The 18607-nt window shown below is 41.9% G+C and carries 9 protein-coding genes, 2 tRNA genes and 3 rRNA genes; 12 read left to right on the plus strand and 2 right to left on the minus strand.

Translation table 11 applies throughout. From position 1 onward, the window contains the following. The first annotated feature begins 16 nt into the window (after positions 1-16). From bglX to CJF29_RS03415, 4 genes are all read left to right on the plus strand, one after another. Positions 17-2296 carry a beta-glucosidase BglX gene (gene bglX / locus CJF29_RS03400; RefSeq protein ID WP_413544522.1) on the plus strand — a complete coding sequence of 760 codons (2280 nt, stop codon included), beginning with the start codon at positions 17-19 and terminating at the stop codon, positions 2294-2296. Positions 2297-2364: 68 nt separating this feature from the next. Next, positions 2365-3462 (plus strand): cellulase family glycosylhydrolase, encoded by a 1098-nt coding sequence (locus tag CJF29_RS03405; protein WP_074560370.1) that lies wholly within the window; start codon positions 2365-2367, stop codon positions 3460-3462. Between the two features lie 97 nt (positions 3463-3559). Further along, positions 3560-4534, plus strand: a complete 975-nt coding sequence (locus tag CJF29_RS03410; protein ID WP_004310694.1) for an IS982 family transposase — start codon at positions 3560-3562, stop codon at positions 4532-4534. A gap of 71 nt (positions 4535-4605) precedes the next feature. After that, entirely contained in the window at positions 4606-6600 is a 1995-nt protein-coding gene (locus CJF29_RS03415) for a glycoside hydrolase family 97 protein (protein ID WP_004327206.1), read from the plus strand. 154 nt (positions 6601-6754) lie between these two features. On the opposite strand, the gene CJF29_RS03420 is transcribed toward CJF29_RS03415, so the two are convergent. Both CJF29_RS03420 and CJF29_RS03425 read right to left on the minus strand, forming a co-directional pair. Continuing rightward, complete coding sequence (locus CJF29_RS03420) at positions 6755-7963, minus strand: hexokinase (RefSeq protein WP_004307069.1); 1209 nt, start codon at positions 7961-7963, stop codon at positions 6755-6757. Positions 7964-9321: 1358 nt separating this feature from the next. Beyond that, positions 9322-10395, minus strand: coding sequence for an IS110 family transposase (locus tag CJF29_RS03425; RefSeq protein ID WP_008645115.1), 1074 nt, complete (start codon positions 10393-10395; stop codon positions 9322-9324). Between the two features lie 358 nt (positions 10396-10753). Here CJF29_RS03425 and CJF29_RS03430 point away from each other — a divergent pair, with 358 nt between their 5' ends. From CJF29_RS03430 to CJF29_RS03465, 8 genes are all read left to right on the plus strand, one after another. After that, positions 10754-11089 (plus strand): hypothetical protein, encoded by a 336-nt coding sequence (locus CJF29_RS03430; RefSeq protein ID WP_004327208.1) that lies wholly within the window; start codon positions 10754-10756, stop codon positions 11087-11089. Between the two features lie 851 nt (positions 11090-11940). Beyond that, positions 11941-13465 (plus strand): 16S ribosomal RNA (locus CJF29_RS03435). A gap of 184 nt (positions 13466-13649) precedes the next feature. Continuing rightward, positions 13650-13726: transfer RNA gene (locus tag CJF29_RS03440), tRNA-Ile, on the plus strand. Between the two features lie 58 nt (positions 13727-13784). Further along, positions 13785-13861, plus strand: a tRNA-Ala gene (locus CJF29_RS03445). A 156-nt stretch (positions 13862-14017) separates the two neighbouring features. Further along, positions 14018-16897, plus strand: a 23S ribosomal RNA gene (locus CJF29_RS03450). A 77-nt stretch (positions 16898-16974) separates the two neighbouring features. Next, positions 16975-17085, plus strand: a 5S ribosomal RNA gene (gene rrf / locus CJF29_RS03455). The 16S, 23S and 5S rRNA genes sit together here with 2 tRNA genes alongside, the layout of an rRNA operon. Before the next feature lie 149 nt (positions 17086-17234). Further along, on the plus strand, positions 17235-17606 hold the full coding sequence (locus CJF29_RS03460) for a transposase family protein (protein ID WP_074559397.1): 372 nt from the start codon (positions 17235-17237) through the stop codon (positions 17604-17606). A 40-nt stretch (positions 17607-17646) separates the two neighbouring features. Then, on the plus strand, positions 17647-18582 hold the full coding sequence (locus tag CJF29_RS03465) for a transposase (protein WP_074556840.1): 936 nt from the start codon (positions 17647-17649) through the stop codon (positions 18580-18582). Positions 18583-18607 lie beyond the last annotated feature (25 nt).

Genomic DNA, 18607 nt, shown 5'->3' on the forward strand with positions numbered 1-18607 from the left:
CCCAATAACAAGAAAAATGAAGATAAAAAATCTTATATCTTGTGCCCTTTGCGGGCTTACTCTCTTTGCCTGCTCACCGTCCGGGGGAGAGAAAGATGCGGAAATGGACTGTTTCATTACCGACTTAATGGAGCGGATGACTCTCCGTGAGAAACTCGGACAACTGAACCTGCCTTCGGGCGGTGATCTCGTGACAGGTTCGGTGATGAACGGTGAACTTAGCGATATGATTCGCAAACAGGAAATAGGCGGCTTCTTCAATGTCAAGGGGATCCAGAAAATTAATGCCCTGCAACACCTTGCGGTAGAAGAAAGCCGGTTGAAAATACCTCTACTTGTAGGTGCAGACGTTATCCACGGTTACGAAACTATTTTCCCGATCCCATTGGCGCTTTCTTGCAGTTGGGACACTCTGGCCGTCGAACGTATGGCACGCATCTCTGCCATTGAAGCCAGCGCAGACGGTATTAACTGGACATTCAGCCCGATGGTCGATATTTGTCGTGACGCCCGCTGGGGACGTATCGCAGAAGGGAGTGGGGAAGATCCTTACCTGGGTTCTTTAATGGCTAAAGCGTATGTGCGTGGTTATCAGGGAAACAATATGCAGGGCAACGATGAAATACTTGCCTGTGTGAAACATTTTGCACTTTATGGAGCGTCTGAATCAGGACGTGATTATAATGTGGTGGATATGAGCCGCCTGCGTATGTATAACGAATATCTGGCTCCTTATAAAGCTGCCGTTGATGCCGGTGTAGGTAGTGTCATGAGTTCTTTTAATATCGTCGACGGTATTCCTGCCACGGCCAATAAATGGTTACTGACCGATCTGCTTCGGGATGAATGGGGTTTCGGGGGACTATTGGTGACAGATTATAATTCGATAGCCGAAATGTCCTCCCACGGTGTCGCCCCTCTGAAAGAAGCTTCCATACGTGCTTTGCAGGCAGGGACAGATATGGATATGGTTTCCTGTGGTTTTCTGAACACATTGGAAGAATCCCTGAAAGAAGGAAAAGTGACGGAAGAACAGATAAATACGGCCTGTCGTCGTGTTCTGGAAGCCAAATATAAATTGGGGTTATTCTCCGATCCGTATAAATATTGTGATACTCTGCGTACCCGGGAAAAACTTTATACGGCCGAACATCGTTCTTCCGCCCGTACGATTGCAACTGAAACTTTTGTTCTGTTGAAGAACGATCGTCATCTGCTTCCTTTGGACATAAAAGGAAAGATTGCCCTGATCGGCCCGATGGCAGATGCACGTAATAATATGTGTGGAATGTGGAGTATGACATGTACTCCTTCCCGGCACGGAACGTTACTGGAAGGAATCCGTTCGGCAGCGGGTGATAAGGCTGAAATACTGTATGCGAAAGGCAGTAATATATATTATGATGCAGAAACGGAAAAAGCTGCTACGGGTATTCGGCTGCTTGAACGTGGAGACAACCGGCAATTATTGGATGAGGCTTTACGTATAGCTGCCCGTGCTGATGTGATTGTAGCTGCTTTGGGTGAGTGTGCGGAAATGAGTGGTGAATCGGTTTCACGTACCAATCTGGAGATACCCGATGCTCAACAAGGCTTATTAAAAGCTCTGGTGAAGACGGGCAAACCTGTCGTACTTCTTTTGTTCACGGGTCGTCCTTTGGTTTTGAACTGGGAGGCTACAAATGTACATTCCATCTTGAATGTCTGGTTTGGTGGTAGTGAAACGGGGAATGCGGTTGCTGACGTATTGTTTGGTAAAGTTTCTCCAAGCGGTAAACTGACAACTACCTTCCCGCGTTCGGTGGGACAGTTGCCATTGTTCTACAATCATCTGAATACCGGTCGTCCTGATCCTGACAATCGTATATTCAATCGTTATGCCAGCAATTATCTGGATGAGAGTAATGAGCCTCTGTATCCGTTCGGATATGGTTTGAGTTATACGGACTTTGTTTATAGTGATCTTCATATTAGCTCGGAAACCTTACCTAAAAACGGTGAGTTAACGGTTTCTGTGACTGTTACCAATAAAGGAAACTACGACGGCTACGAGACAGTACAGCTATATCTTCGTGATATATATGCAGAGATTGCCCGTCCGGTGAAGGAGTTGAAAGGCTTTGAACGTATTTTCCTGAAGAGTGGTGAAAGTCGTGACATTAACTTCGTTATCACGGAAAATGATCTGAAATTCTATAATTCCGGTTTGGAATATATCTATGAACCAGGAGAATTTGATGTCATGGTAGGATCGAACTCCCGTGATGTACAAACCAAGCGGTTTAGAGCTGAATGATGGATACAGTATAACTCAAAGGTGAAAATTAAAATAAATAGACTTGTATATTAATCAATTGAAATAGCATGAAAAATAAATGGTGTGTTAGTGTTGCATTTTTATTCTTTTTAGTGGGGATATGTATAAATGCTTGTACGCAGGAGTGCAACTCCTCAAACAATGATCGTTGGTCAGAAGAGAAAATACAGAAATGGTATGACGACCAGGATTGGCTGATAGGTTGCAATTATATTCCGGCAACAGCAATCAATCAGATAGAAATGTGGAGTGCGGATACTTTCAATCCTAAACAAATAGATAAAGAACTGTCATGGGCACATGATCTGGGTTTTAATACCTTACGGGTTTTCTTAAGCAGTGTAGTATGGAAAAACGATGCGAAAGGCATGAAAAAACGTATGGATGAATTTCTGAATATTTGTAAGAAGTACTCAATTCGTCCTATGTTTGTATTCTTTGATGACTGTTGGAATGCTGAATCTGCTTATGGCAAACAACCAGAACCGAAGCCGGGAGTTCATAATTCCGGATGGGTACAGGACCCTTCGTGCAGCTTGCGCAAGGATACACTGACTTTGTATCCTTTTCTACAAGAGTATGTCAAAGATATTATACGCACTTACGCTCATGATGACCGGATATTGATGTGGGATTTGTATAATGAACCCGGAAATAGTAAACACGAGGAAACCTCTTTGTCTTTATTGACCAATGTTTTTCGCTGGGTACGCGACTGTAAACCGTCACAACCGATTACTGCCGGTGTCTGGGACTATAATTCTCCCCGCAAGAATGTTCTGAATGCATTTATGCTGAATCATTCGGATATTATCTCTTATCATAATTACGATAATGAGGCACAGCATGCCGAGTGCATCAAGTTTCTAAAGATGCTTAACCGTCCGTTGATCTGTACCGAATATATGGCCCGCCGCAATGACAGCCGTTTTTGCAATGTCCTTCCTCTGATGAAAAAAGAAAAGACCGGAGCTATTAATTGGGGATTTGTTGCAGGAAAGACAAATACTATTTTTGCTTGGGATGAAGTGATTCCGTCGGGAGAAGAGCCGGAGTTATGGTTCCATGATATTTATCGTTCTAACGGAGTACCTTTTCAGCAGGAAGAAGTCGATTGCATAAAATCTCTGACAGGAAGAAGATAGAATCTCGTATTCATTTTTCATTTCTGTTTTTTAGTTTTCATATAGGTTACTACCATATATTATTACCCGTTGGCGGAATTAAAAAGATAATATATTGATGTTTAAAAAGTTGTGCATATTATTGATTTATAGTATATTAGAGATGGTCAAACCTTTAATATATCATCAATATATGCACAACTTATATACAATATTCAGTAAAATTCTTAAGATTTGCAAGCAATTTGGCGATAACCTCATAAATGAGAAGGGAAATATTCCTCGTCCAGGTGTTGTTCCCAAGTTTTCAGATATAGAAGTTATAGCTTTGAACCTTACATCCGAAGCCATGGGTATAGATAGTGAAAGTAATCTTTTCATTAGACTTTCTGAGTATAAGGATAAAATGCCCAATCTGATTTCAAGACGCCAGTATAATGACAGGCGTAAAACTACATCAACCTTATGCGACACTATCCGTAAAAGAATAGCTGAGAAGATAGATGGTGGTGAAGAATATTTCTGTATTGATTCAAAACCTATAGAGGTATGCCGGGTAGCTAGAGGGAAACGTTGTAAAATGGGCAGAAACGATTATAGTAAAGCTCCATCATTCGGATATTGTGCCTCTCAGAAGAATTATTACTATGGATATAAATTACACGCTATTTGCGGTTTAAGTGGAGTTATCCATTCCTTTGACCTGACAAAAGCAAGTGTTCACGATATCAATTATCTTAAAAATATCAGATATGAATATCATGACTGCAGCATTTTCGGAGATAGAGGATATATTAGTAAGAATGTGCAACTGGATTTGTTTGAGACTGCAAATATAAGACTTGAAGTTCCATATAGACTGAACCAAAAGGACTGGAGTCCTACATTCATCCCATTTGCTAAAGCCAGGAAAAGAATCGAAACGGATTTCTCACAACTATGCGATCAGTTCATGATAGTGAGAAATTATGCTAAAGATACAGTAGGATTGTTTACCAGAATACTCGGGAAAATAAGTGCATTTACAATCCTTCAATATATAAACCACATTAACAACAAACCTATTGGCAGACTTAAATATGCGCTTATTTAATTCCGCCAACGGGTATTATTTTATTTTTGCATCATTCTTCTTATGATTTGATAACTACTATAATTAAAACCATGAAAAAACTGAAGATTTTATTATTTCTATGTGTTGTCGCATGTACGCTTACGGTACAAGCACAAAAACAATTTACCTTGAACTCTCCGGATGGGAAACTCCAAACAACTATTACCGTCGGTGATAAGTTGACTTATGACATCCATTGTGACGGACGTCAGATACTGGCTTCTTCTTCAATTTCAATGACATTGGATAATGGAGAAGTTTGGGGAGAGAAAGCAAAGTTGGCCGGCACTTCCGGGAAAAAAGTAGATCAGATGGTTCCTTCTCCTTTCTATCGCGCCAACGAACTAAGAGATTACTATAATGAACTGACTCTCCGGTTTAAGAAAGATTGGAACGTAGAGTTTCGTGCTTACAATGATGGTATTGCATATCGCTTTGTCAGCCGGTCGAAGAAACCTTTCAATGTAGTGGATGAAACTGTAGATTACCGTTTCCCGTCCGATATGGTAGCCTCTGTTCCGTATGTAAAAGCGGGGAAAGACGGTGATTACGAATCCCAATATTTCAATTCTTTCGAGAACACTTATACTACTGATCGATTATCGAAACTGAATAAAAAACGTTTGATGTTTCTGCCGTTAGTAGTGGATGCTGGTGAAGGTGTCAAGATTTGTATCACAGAATCCGGTTTGGAGAATTATCCCGGTCTCTATTTATCTGCTGCTGAAGGGGAAAACCGGTTGACGGGTCAATTCGCTCCTTATCCCAAGAAGACGGTGCAGGGCGGACACAATCAACTTCAGATGTTGGTGAAAGAGCGTGAAGCTTACATTGCCAAAGTAGATAACCCCCGAAGTTTTCCATGGCGAATGAGCATTGTTACCACTTCCGATAAAGATTTGGCGGCAAGCAACTTGAGCTATTTGTTGGCTGCTCCTTCCCGTCTGACGGATATTTCATGGATCAAACCCGGTAAAGTGGCATGGGATTGGTGGAATAACTGGAACTTGGATGGCGTTGATTTTATCACCGGAGTAAATAATCCGACTTATAAAGCATATATTGATTTCGCTTCTGCAAACGGAATAGAATATGTAATCCTTGATGAAGGTTGGGCAGTCAACCTGCAGGCGGATTTGATGCAAGTAGTGAAAGATATTAATCTGAAAGAACTGGTAGATTATGCAGCTTCCAAAAATGTAGGTATCATTCTTTGGGCTGGTTATTATGCCTTCGATCGTGATATGGAGAACGTTTGCCGTTATTTTGCCGACATGGGAGTCAAAGGCTTTAAGGTCGATTTTATGGATCGTGACGATCAGTATATGACAGCATTCAATTATCGGGCTGCCGAAATGTGTGCTAAATATAAATTGATTCTCGATTTGCATGGAACGCATAAACCGGCCGGCTTGAATCGTACCTATCCGAATGTGTTGAACTTTGAAGGGGTTAATGGCTTGGAACAGATGAAATGGAGTCCGGCTTCGGTCGATCAGGTGAAGTATGACGTACTGTTGCCTTTCACCCGTCAGGTTTCCGGTCCGATGGATTACACCCAAGGCGCGATGCGTAATGCTTCGAAAGGTAACTATTATCCTTGTAACTCGGAACCTATGAGCCAGGGAACTCGCTGTCGCCAACTTGCTCTGTATGTGGTATTCGAGTCTCCTTTCAATATGCTGTGCGATGCGCCAAGCAACTATATGCGCGAACTGGAATCGACCGAATTTATTGCCAATATTCCGACCGTATGGGATGAAAGTATCGTGCTTGATGGCAAAATGGGAGAGTACATCGTAACGGCACGCCGGGCAGGAAATGTCTGGTATGTAGGTGGAATTACCGATTGGACGGCACGTGATATTGAAGTAGATTGTTCCTTCTTGGGCGACAAGACATACGATGCTACATTATTTAAGGATGGAGTGAATGCCCACCGGGTTGGACGTGATTATAAATGTGAATCTTTCCGGATAAAGAATGACAGTAAGTTGAAGATTCATTTGGCACCCGGAGGCGGTTTTGCACTGAAGATCAAATAATAGCTACTTTAGGTTCTATATTCTATCTAAATATTGAACCGGATTTAATAAGTCTGAAATAGGTTCGATGCTGTATCAGTAAATTTGATACAGCATCGAATTTTTATGAACAGGCCGATTGAGGACCTGCCGTGCAATGACAAATTAGAACGTGTCAGGATAATGCCGCAATACCTGTTCCTATCAGATTGGCATTATTCATACTTTTTATGTCGATCTCTACGTCTTCCAAACCAAATAAACTGAAGAGTTCCCGTAATTTCTCCATGACAATCATATTATAGTTTTTATCTTTTCTGTTCTTGCTCCAGAAAAGACTTCCTTCGGCAACCAGGCAAATTCTCCTTATCTCCTTATTGTATGACTTTAGCAACATGATAAGCCCTGTAAGTGAAGCTGCAACCAATTGCGCCGATCTGCCATATATCCACTGTGCTACCTGCACATACACTTCTTTATAAATATCGGGATAGTTCATGATAGAGGTAAGCTTTTGTGCATCGAATTTTTCTTCAAATTCTTCCAGAGGGAAAGTCGCTTTTAGAATGTCTCCCAAGTACATGCCGGATACAGCTTTCTCGAAACGTTGTCTTCCCGGATTGTCGGAGATTACATCTACCGTATTATCTACTGCGGTGAGGAATGGCGGATGGAAGTTCCCCGACTCCAGATTAACGGGAATCAATCCATCGACCTTATGTGACGGACTTAACTTCTTAATTTTGTCAGCCGGAATAAAAGTAGCCATATTGGTGCCTGTTCCCACAATCAGACCTATATATGCATCGTAACTGCTGTCGGTAAGTCCTGCAAATAAACTGGCTACGGTGTCATTAAGCACTTTTATATTCGTAAACTTGATTTTATTTCTTTCGTTTAGATAGTCCAGCAAAGGCTTCCCTACCACTTCTCCGATCATCTCTTTTATGTCAACTCCTTTTGTCCAGCGTAAGAGTTTGGCATCTCCGCTTGGCACAGACTCTGTCGGATAAGAAAAGCAATATCCGATTGGCATTTCTTTCTCCCGTTTTATTCCGGTAATCATGTCTGCCAATTCTTTGAATAACTCCTCGCGGGTATAGCCGGGAGATTTCATAACCGACATGTCTTTCTTCCAACCATTGTTGGGGTGAATGGTTGGAGGAACTTTACTGAAGTCAACGATTGCCACCCGATAATTGGTTCCTCCCAAATCAAGCACTAATGATTTACCATTAATACTACTTGCTTTCGGAGTGATAAAAGTTGGAATGCATTGTATCTCTGCATTTTCAGTGTTCAATCCCTCTTCTACTTTTGCTTTGAATGAACGGGCAATTTCTTTGAGTTGCTCATTATCTAACTGAAAAATATTCTTCTCCATGATATTGACTTTTATTGTGTATACTATGATATATATGAATAACAACTGAAAAGGAATTTTGCTCGGTCGGTCGGTATACGGTATATGGATTCGGCCGGATTCCTGATTTATCTCTTTCTTTTTTGCTCTTTCCTAAAAAATAACCTTTCGTTGAATTCAAGTTCTCCTGCAAATGATTTTTCATTTTCATTTCTCATGTTCTCATAAGTGGTATGGTATTTGTTTGTAAATCAATAATATAATGCTATGAGAAATAAACTGTAAAATGGTATTTCTCATAGTATTTCCATCATTTATCCTTAAAAAAGCTGCATTTCTCATCGGTTTCAACTCATTTCTCCTCTTATTCTCATACTCCTTTTATCTATTTTGCTCATTTCTCATGCATGATGGCTGTAGCTTTTTCCGGACTATCGCCGGACTTGCGATTATTCCTTTCCTTATGTCGTTTATTAATCAACTTCCTATTGTTTACTGCTTTCCTGTGTATCATTTACCTTATATCTTTATGTTTTTCCTTAATCATTTTCATTCCTTCCTACCTGTATCTGTATCGTTCCACTCCAGTGAACAGGCTTGTGCACTAGAGTGAAAAGAACCGTCCACTCGAGTGGAACGATCTGTTCACTGGAGTGGAACGATACAGATACAGGTAGGAAAATATACAAATGTCCGCTCTATATACTTTCAATAAGCACTGGTAATATATTGTAAAGCAGTGTATAGTCTGGTATTCTACTTGGTCTTTAGCTTAGAATCTGGCTTGATAATTTATAGGATAAATGGTTAAAATACTATGAGAAATACCTTGAAAAGGTATGAGAAATGCGTTGTTTTATGGACAAAATGCTGGTAATACTATGAGAAATGCTATTTTCTATTTTATTTCTCATAGTGTTATGTCTTTGATTTACAAGATATTATTATGTGCGTTATGAGAACATGAGAAATGAAAATGAAAAATCGTTTCTAGTAGAATGTCAGATACGTGTTTTTTTATATGATATAGACTAGATTAATTGATAAAGCATATTTTTTTTCTGTCAAAATTGTTTGTTTAATAGATATTTATTTCTACTTTTGTCATAGTTTACTTTCGAGCGAAGGAAGTAGCTTTTTAATAATTTTATTGAGAACGGTTATTTGTTGCATTCTATATAAAAATCCGCTAATTTTTTACCAGTGAATGACAATGAGTGACAGGTCTCGCGCACTTTTGCATATATACTTTGTTATATACACAATTGGGCGTGGGGCTATCACTTATGTTCACTGGGGGTCTTAGCGGATACCTTATATAGAGCGTAAGTAGATAGTTCCCACGTATTCTATGCTAATATCCTAATCTCTTATTCCGTTTAACAATAAATTAACTTCTCGTTCTTTTTCCTTTCTATAACTTCTCGTTCTTCATAATATTTGTATGTATTTTGATCATATGGTACTTTCTTCCTGACTAATGCCACTATGATTCTTATGAGTTTGTTCTTGACATTATTTAAAGCCACTTGAGGCTTCTTTCCCTTACTAATCAGTCTTTGATAGTAATCTCTAATTTCGGGATTATATATTTTGGCTATATGAGCTGCTTGTCCTAATAATGATTTAATAAGTTTATTGGCGAAATGGCTTGTATGAGCAGGTGTATTTACACTCGTTCCGGATTGTTTACCAAAGGGGGCAACTCCATAATAGCATGCAATCTTTCTTGGGTCATATCCGAATTTTTTGAAGTTGTTTGTGTAGACCAACATACAGGTTGCGTTTTGCCTGGCTACGCCTTTTATTGAGGTTATAATAGCATAATTTTCTTTCAGTTCCTCATCCGCCTCTATTATGCTATCAATGGCCTTATCGCATTCGGCAATTGTTTTGTTTATCTCCGCAATAAGGTGTTTGCTCTTGCGGTTGATGAAGGATATTGCTTTTGACTTGTTTGATTGTGATTTGTCCTCTTTTCGTAATTCCATTGCCACTCTTTGCCCAACTAGCTTATGCCTATAGAGGAAAATCTCCCTTAGTTGCGCAAGGGATTCATTCAATGGTTCAAAGGGTACAACCTTGTCCTGTTGCCTCCATGCGTATTCAGCAATGATTGCTGAGTCCGCCTTATCGTTTTTCACACGCTGGATACCACTGCTATGTTTTATGGCGTAAGCGTTCTCAATCCATATGTCATAGCCTTTTCCGTAAAGCCATTTGCTCAGTCCTATACTACATGAACCTGTGTCTTCTCCACAGAATAGCCATTCCTCAGCAATTGTATTCCAAGCGTTTGTTTTAACCCAATTACATAACTTGCGGTAGCCCGTAGTGTTATTTGGGAAACACCCATACTCACGGGAGCCTATTTCGTTCATTCCACATGCGAGAATTATCGTCGCGTCAAGTTTCTCCTTTGAAAAATCAATTCCAATAAATAATTTTTTCATATTTTTGCTGTACTTTTCTAAGACTGGTAAAAGCTGTTTGAACTCTAAACTCTAAATAGGCTCGCAACCTTGATATTCTATCGGAGCTTTGCAGCTTGGCGGAGAGAGGCCGTTACGTGGGCTAGCCTCAAGTGCTTTCTCTTTTATGGTGTCCTCTTCCCGCCTATCAGTCTTTATCTTAATACAACAAAGATAATAAGACTGATATTTTCCTGATAAGATGCGGAGGTAATTATTCGTCTCGCTTGACTTTTTTAAAATAAATTTCCGACCTCTTATCTATTAACTGCAAACTTAGAGTTCTCTTTTTATATAAACCTCGCACCACCGGGAACTGATGTGGTAATTCATATAAACTATGTGCGGAGACTTTAATCGTATCATCATTCAGCTATCGCAGCATCCTGTTGTGAACAAATCTTTCTCTGATTTAACCTGTACCGAATGCGAACAGGCATATGTCTTGATAAATGAATTGATTAGTTTATCAGTAGAAGAAGATTATACCCTATTGGATTATATTCAGATGGCACGCCTGAAGTATTATCTCGGTGAGCTTTCTTGCAAGATATATTCTGTAAAGGAAGATGCCGCCCTTCATTATGGTAGCGCCCTTCATTTATTGGAGAAAGGCGGTCTCGATCTGAGCCTAAAGAAATGGATTGAACTTGTCAGCCTGCGTATGGAGGAATAAATCGTCGTTGCATTTCAATTCTGCATTTCCTGACGTATGTTTGCCTCATTTCTTTTTGCATATACTTGATTGAATAATCCTGTATATGCAAAAATCATCATGTCTTATAATCCGGTTTTGGTATATTTTATATGGCACTTCTCTTTTCTCTTATGATTTTCTTCTTAATTTATCTTTGCCTTACGCTCGCCCGCGTGTGATATAATAATGTGTAGCCCTCTCGTCGTTTCCGCACACAATTTCCCCATACTTAAAAAATATGTTCTACAATATCGTTATGCATCAGCACTTTAGCAAATGTATTCAAAAATAATTAGAAAAAATAGTTTGATATATTTGGAGTGTATACCAAAAGGGCGTACTTTTGCACCCGCTTTCCAAGAGAAGAAAGCCTTGAAAAATTGACTTAGTGAAAAGCGGAATCCCACTTAAAGAAAAGAACAAAAAACTTCCGAAAAAGTTTGGATTATAATAAATAAAGTTCTTATCTTTGCAGTCCGATTCGCAAAGAAAAACGGCAAGAGTTATTCTTTCATACATTCTTTCCCTTTCGCATAGAGAGCCAGAGAAACCGAGTAAAAAGAAAAACTAAAAAAAAACTTCCGAAAAAGTTTGGTAGTTAAAAATAAAGCCCTTACCTTTGCACCCGCTTTTAAAACGAAAGCAACAAGTTCTTTGAAATATTGATAAACAATACAAGTAGTACAAGTAAAAAAAATAGAACCGTCAATACTTGTCTTATGCAGTAGTGATACACTTAAGACTGATAGGTATTTGAATAAGGTCAATAAATTTACGGCGTCCTGAACAGAGCAAAAAAGTCATCTTAACCGATGATAAAAAATACTTTTACAATGAAGAGTTTGATCCTGGCTCAGGATGAACGCTAGCTACAGGCTTAACACATGCAAGTCGAGGGGCAGCATTTTTCTAGCAATAGAAGAGATGGCGACCGGCGCACGGGTGAGTAACACGTATCCAACCTGCCGATAACTCCGGGATAGCCTTTCGAAAGAAAGATTAATACCGGATAGTATACGAATATCGCATGATATTTTTATTAAAGAATTTCGGTTATCGATGGGGATGCGTTCCATTAGTTTGTTGGCGGGGTAACGGCCCACCAAGACTACGATGGATAGGGGTTCTGAGAGGAAGGTCCCCCACATTGGAACTGAGACACGGTCCAAACTCCTACGGGAGGCAGCAGTGAGGAATATTGGTCAATGGGCGAGAGCCTGAACCAGCCAAGTAGCGTGAAGGATGAAGGCTCTATGGGTCGTAAACTTCTTTTATATGGGAATAAAGTTTTCCACGTGTGGAATTTTGTATGTACCATATGAATAAGGATCGGCTAACTCCGTGCCAGCAGCCGCGGTAATACGGAGGATCCGAGCGTTATCCGGATTTATTGGGTTTAAAGGGAGCGTAGGTGGATTGTTAAGTCAGTTGTGAAAGTTTGCGGCTCAACCGTAAAATTGCAGTTGAAACTGGCAGTCTTGAGTACAGTAGAGGTGGGCGGAATTCGTGGTGTAGCGGTGAAATGCTTAGATATCACGAAGAACTCCGATTGCGAAGGCAGCTCACTAGACTGTCACTGACACTGATGCTCGAAAGTGTGGGTATCAAACAGGATTAGATACCCTGGTAGTCCACACAGTAAACGATGAATACTCGCTGTTTGCGATATACAGTAAGCGGCCAAGCGAAAGCATTAAGTATTCCACCTGGGGAGTACGCCGGCAACGGTGAAACTCAAAGGAATTGACGGGGGCCCGCACAAGCGGAGGAACATGTGGTTTAATTCGATGATACGCGAGGAACCTTACCCGGGCTTAAATTGCAAATGAATATTTTGGAAACAGAATAGCCGCAAGGCATTTGTGAAGGTGCTGCATGGTTGTCGTCAGCTCGTGCCGTGAGGTGTCGGCTTAAGTGCCATAACGAGCGCAACCCTTATCTTTAGTTACTAACAGGTGATGCTGAGGACTCTAGAGAGACTGCCGTCGTAAGATGTGAGGAAGGTGGGGATGACGTCAAATCAGCACGGCCCTTACGTCCGGGGCTACACACGTGTTACAATGGGGGGTACAGAAGGCAGCTACACGGCGACGTGATGCTAATCCCAAAAACCTCTCTCAGTTCGGATCGAAGTCTGCAACCCGACTTCGTGAAGCTGGATTCGCTAGTAATCGCGCATCAGCCATGGCGCGGTGAATACGTTCCCGGGCCTTGTACACACCGCCCGTCAAGCCATGAAAGCCGGGGGTACCTGAAGTACGTAACCGCAAGGAGCGTCCTAGGGTAAAACTGGTAATTGGGGCTAAGTCGTAACAAGGTAGCCGTACCGGAAGGTGCGGCTGGAACACCTCCTTTCTGGAGCGATGTCGTAACTGTCACAAACGTGACAGCCACTTATAGACTTTAAAGGTTCTGTTTTTTGTACTACTGGTACTTGTTTATTTATAACATATAGATCAACCATCTATAGAAGTATAGATAGAGATAAACAAGAGAAAAAAGAAGCCGAGTCTAACATACAGGTAGACAAGGTTGAACTAGTCCTATAGCTCAGTTGGTTAGAGCGCTACACTGATAATGTAGAGGTCGGCAGTTCAACTCTGCCTGGGACTACCAAGCTCAAGAACGAAGGAATGACGCGTCAGCGGAATGAAGCAATTCTTGATAACCTCTTGGGGGATTAGCTCAGCTGGCTAGAGCATCTGCCTTGCACGCAGAGGGTCAACGGTTCGAATCCGTTATTCTCCACCATCTCTGAAAAGAGAAACGATCTTTGACATGATGTACAAAAAGTAAAATTTTAGTAAGAGCTAAAAGTATATATCAAACCGTACGTGTTCGAGTATGCAATATTGATAAAAGGAAGCAATTCCCATACCAATACCAGTATAAGAATAAAACGTTTGAAAGAAAGTAAGCAAGGGCGCATGGCGGATGCCTTGGCTCTCGGAGGCGATGAAGGACGTGATAAGCTGCGATAAGCTTCGGGAAGGTGCAAATAACCTTTGATCCGAAGATTTCCGAATGGGACAACCCGTCATTCTGAAGGAATGACATCTTGCATAGCAAGAGGCTAACACAGGGAACTGAAACATCTTAGTACCTGTAGGAAAAGAAAATAATAATGATTCCCCTAGTAGTGGCGAGCGAACGGGGATTAGCCCAAACCAATGTTGTTACGGCAATATTGGGGTTGTAGGACCACGATATCGCAAGAACTTTAGTGAGAAGAACCCTTTGGAAAATGGGACCATAGACGGTGATAGTCCGGTATTCGAAGCTAAACGAAGCGTAGTGGTATCCTGAGTAGCGCGGGACACGAGGAATCTTGCGTGAATCTGCCGGGACCATCCGGTAAGGCTAAATACTCCCGAGAGACCGATAGCGAACCAGTACTGTGAAGGAAAGGTGAAAAGCACTTCGAATAGAAGAGTGAAATAGTCCCTGAAACCGTGCGCCTACAAGCGGTCGGAGCAACTTCGGTTGTGACGGCGTGCCTTTTGCATAATGAACCTACGAGTTACTTTTTCCGGCAAGGTTAAGTGTCTCAAGACATGAAGCCGAAGCGAAAGCGAGTCTGAACAGGGCGATTAGTCGGAAGGAGTAGACGCGAAACCAAGTGATCTACCCTTGGTCAGGTTGAAGGTTAGGTAACACTAACTGGAGGACCGAACCGATAAGCGTTGAAAAGCTTCCGGATGAACTGAGGGTGGGGGTGAAAGGCTAATCAAACTTGGAGATAGCTCGTACTCCCCGAAATGCATTTAGGTGCAGCCTTGGGAATTACTACTGTGAGGTAGAGCGACTGATAAGATGCGAGGGCTTCACCGCCTATCAAGTCTTGATAAACTCCGAATGCGCAGTAGTTCGATCCCAGGAGTGAGGGCATGGGTGCTAAGGTCCATGTCCTAAAGGAGAAGAATCCAGACCATCAGCTAAGGTCCCGAAATAATTGCTAAGTTGAACTAACGAAGTCAGATTGCTAAGACAGCTAGGATGTTGGCTTGGAAGCAGCCATTCATTTAAAGAGTGCGTAACAGCTCACTAGTCGAGGAGTTTGGCGTGGATAATAATCGGGCATCAAGCAATTTACCGAAGCTATGGGATCAGTAATGATCGGTAGGGGAGCATTCCACTCTGCGTCGAAGGTGAAGCGTGAGCTTTGCTGGAGCGTGTGGAAAAGCAAATGTAGGTATAAGTAACGATAAAGGGGGTGAGAAACCCCCTCGCCGAAAGACTAAGGTTTCCTGATCAACGCTAATCGGATCAGGGTTAGTCGGGTCCTAAGGCTCAGCCGAACGGTGAGGCCGATGGCAGAACAGGTTAATATTCCTGTACTACCTTAAAGAGTGACGTGGAGACGGAGGAGTGACAGCGCCGCGGACTGACGGAATAGTCCGTTGAAGGGTGTAGATGTTGATTATCCCAGGCAAATCCAGGATAAGAGTCGAACCTGATAGTATACCAAATTCTTCGGAATAAGGTAATAGTGCGTGTAAGCATACTCCCAAGAAAATCCGCTAAACTTAATCTTTAAGGTACCCGTACCGCAAACGGACACACGTAGTCGGGTTGAATATACTAAGGCGCTTGAGTGATTCACGGTTAAGGAACTAGGCAAATTGACCCTGTAACTTCGGGATAAAGGGTCCCAACGAGAGTTGGGCGCAGAGAATAGGTCCAGGCAACTGTTTAACAAAAACACAGGGCTGTGCCAAATTGAAAGATTACGTATACAGCCTGACACCTGCCCGGTGCTGGAAGGTTAAGAGGAGATGTCATCGCAAGAGAAGCATTGAATTGAAGCCCCAGTAAACGGCGGCCGTAACTATAACGGTCCTAAGGTAGCGAAATTCCTTGTCGGGTAAGTTCCGACCTGCACGAATGGTGTAATGATCTGGACACTGTCTCAACCGTGAGCTCAGTGAAATTGTAGTATCGGTGAAGATGCCGATTACCCGCGATGGGACGAAAAGACCCCGTGAACCTTTACTATAGCTTAACATTGAATTTGGGTAATTGATGTGTAGGATAGGCCGGAGACTTTGAATCAGGTACGCCAGTATTTGTGGAGTCGCTGTTGAAATACGGCCCTTTGATTATTTGAGTTCTAACTCGTAGATACGAGGACACTGTTTGGTGGGTAGTTTGACTGGGGTGGTCGCCTCCAAAAGTGTAACGGAGGCTTCTAAAGGTGCCCTCAGGACGATTGGTAACCGTCCGTAGAGTGTAATGGCATAAGGGCGCTTGACTGGGAGACAGACAAGTCGATCAGGTAGGAAACTAGAGCATAGTGATCCGGTGTTTCCGTATGGAAGGGACATCGCTCAAAGGATAAAAGGTACTCCGGGGATAACAGGCTGATCCCTCCCAAGAGCTCATATCGACGGAGGGGTTTGGCACCTCGATGTCGGCTCGTCACATCCTGGGGCTGGAGAAGGTCCCAAGGGTTGGGCTGTTCGCCCATTAAAGTGGCACGCGAGCTGGGTTCAGAACGTCGTGAGACAGTTCGGTCTCTATCTATCGTGGGCGTATGAAATTTGCGTGGCTCTGACACTAGTACGAGAGGACCGTGTTGGACTGACCGCTGGTTTACCAGTTGTGCCGCCAGGTGCATTGCTGGGTATCTAAGTCGGGATTGGATAAGTGCTGAAAGCATCTAAGTACGAAGCCAGCCACAAGATTAGATTTCTTAGGGTCGTCAAAGACGATGACGTTGATAGGATGCAGGTGTAAAGGTGGTAACATCAAAGCCGAGCATTACTAATTGCCCGTTCACTTTCTTTCGAACATGTACCGGTTGGGTATATACGTTTAGCTTTCTAGACACTAGGATTTTACTTTTCATCATGTCATAACCTTATTCAGGTGGTTATAGCACGAGGGTTCCACCTCTTCCCATTCCGAACAGAGAAGTTAAGCCTCGTCACGCCGATGGTACTGCGTAACAGTGGGAGAGTAGGTAGCCGCCGTTTTTAAGAAGCCCCTTGATTCAAAATGAATCAAGGGGCTTTCTGTGTTTTATCACTTCTGAATCAGGGCGTTCTCTAAGGCCGGATAAAAGATAACCTCTGGCTCAGTCTGAAAACTTGGGGGATTGCGTTAAAATTCTTATTTTTGCATCATGAACACATCCTCTTCCCAAACGATTGATCCTGTTGTTTCTTTAAGCTTGTTCTTGCCTTCAGGAATCCTTGATTACTTTACCCTAGTCAATCATGTTTCTCAGGATACTTGCTTTATTCTTTATTTAGAGGAGAAAGCCACTATTCCTGCTGAGTACTCAGATCTCCATCTTCACTCAAAAGGTTTCCTCCCTGAGATTGAAGTTCAGGACTTCCCTATCCGTGGTAAAGCCGTTTATTTACGTATCAAGCGTCGTCGCTGGGAAGATCCATCCACTGGGCAGACATATAGTCGTGACTGGAGTTTGGTAGCCACCGGTACTCGCATAACCGCTGAGTTCGGTGCTTTTTTAAAAGAATTACTTAGATAATCACGCCGTTAGCTGCCAAAGTGTAGCTGAGCATTACTGTATGGATGGCAAACAGCTTCAAAGCCAATATAAAGATCACCTGAGTGACTTCCAGAATTGGGATCAGAGAGCACATGCCCAAGAGTATATCCTTTATCCAAAGAATATGGGTTATCGCCTATGTATTGACGAAACGGCTTTGAGCAAGGGAGATCTTTATACCATCTTAATAAATAGAGATAAGCGAGGTAGGAAAGGTTCTATTATAGCTGTAATTCAGGGCACTAAAGCTGATGATATCATTGCGGTACTTACAAAGATGCCACAGGAGCTGCGTAATCAAGTCAAAGAAATTACACTGGATATGGCAGGGAGCATGCAAAAGATTGCGAAAACGTGCTTTCCACGTGCCATGCAGGTGATTGATAGGTTTCATGTACAAAAACTTGTATACGAAGCTGTACAAGAGTTGCGTATTACATATAGATGGCAAGTGATAAAAGAGGAGAATAAAGCCATGAAAGCCGCAAAAGAGAAGGGGGAAGTACATAAAGCAGAAGAACTCGAAAACGGAGATACATTCAGGCAATTATTAGCCAGAAGCAGATATTTATTATTTAAATCACCTGATAAATGGACCAAGAGCCAGAAAATCAGGGCAGAATTACTTTTCAAGCAGTTTGAAGATATTAAGCATGTATATTACTACTCATTGGAGTTGGGAAAGATCTTTTCCACAAACTATGACAAGGATGTAGCAAGAGCAAAGCTGGCACTATGGTATAATAAGATTGAAGAATATGGATACGATACATTCACAACAGTAGCAAACTCTATTGAGAATCATTATGAAAGGATTTTGAACTTCTTTGTGAACAGGAGTACAAATGCAGCAGCGGAAGCATTTAATGCTAAAATCAAAGCATTTAGGGCATCATTTAGAGGAGTAGTGGATATGAGCTTCTTCCTTTTTAGGCTAGCAAAGGTATATGCATGAAGGGAATTGACTAAACTTAATTCCC

This window comes from Bacteroides celer, from assembly GCF_002632415.2.
Taxonomy (GTDB): domain Bacteria; phylum Bacteroidota; class Bacteroidia; order Bacteroidales; family Bacteroidaceae; genus Bacteroides.

Bases quoted from the DNA above. Each gene is read 5' to 3' on its own strand.
- CJF29_RS03410 (WP_004310694.1), top strand. From the start codon at position 3,560: ATGTTTAAAAAGTTGTGCATATTATTGATTTATAGTATATTAGAGATG.
- bglX (WP_413544522.1), top strand. From the start codon at position 17: ATGAAGATAAAAAATCTTATATCTTGTGCCCTTTGCGGGCTTACTCTC.
- CJF29_RS03465 (WP_074556840.1), top strand. From the start codon at position 17,647: ATGGATGGCAAACAGCTTCAAAGCCAATATAAAGATCACCTGAGTGAC.
- CJF29_RS03405 (WP_074560370.1), top strand. From the start codon at position 2,365: ATGAAAAATAAATGGTGTGTTAGTGTTGCATTTTTATTCTTTTTAGTG.
- CJF29_RS03430 (WP_004327208.1), top strand. From the start codon at position 10,754: ATGTGCGGAGACTTTAATCGTATCATCATTCAGCTATCGCAGCATCCT.
- CJF29_RS03460 (WP_074559397.1), top strand. From the start codon at position 17,235: ATGAACACATCCTCTTCCCAAACGATTGATCCTGTTGTTTCTTTAAGC.
- CJF29_RS03425 (WP_008645115.1), bottom strand. From the start codon at position 10,395: ATGAAAAAATTATTTATTGGAATTGATTTTTCAAAGGAGAAACTTGAC.
- CJF29_RS03420 (WP_004307069.1), bottom strand. From the start codon at position 7,963: ATGGAGAAGAATATTTTTCAGTTAGATAATGAGCAACTCAAAGAAATT.
- CJF29_RS03415 (WP_004327206.1), top strand. From the start codon at position 4,606: ATGAAAAAACTGAAGATTTTATTATTTCTATGTGTTGTCGCATGTACG.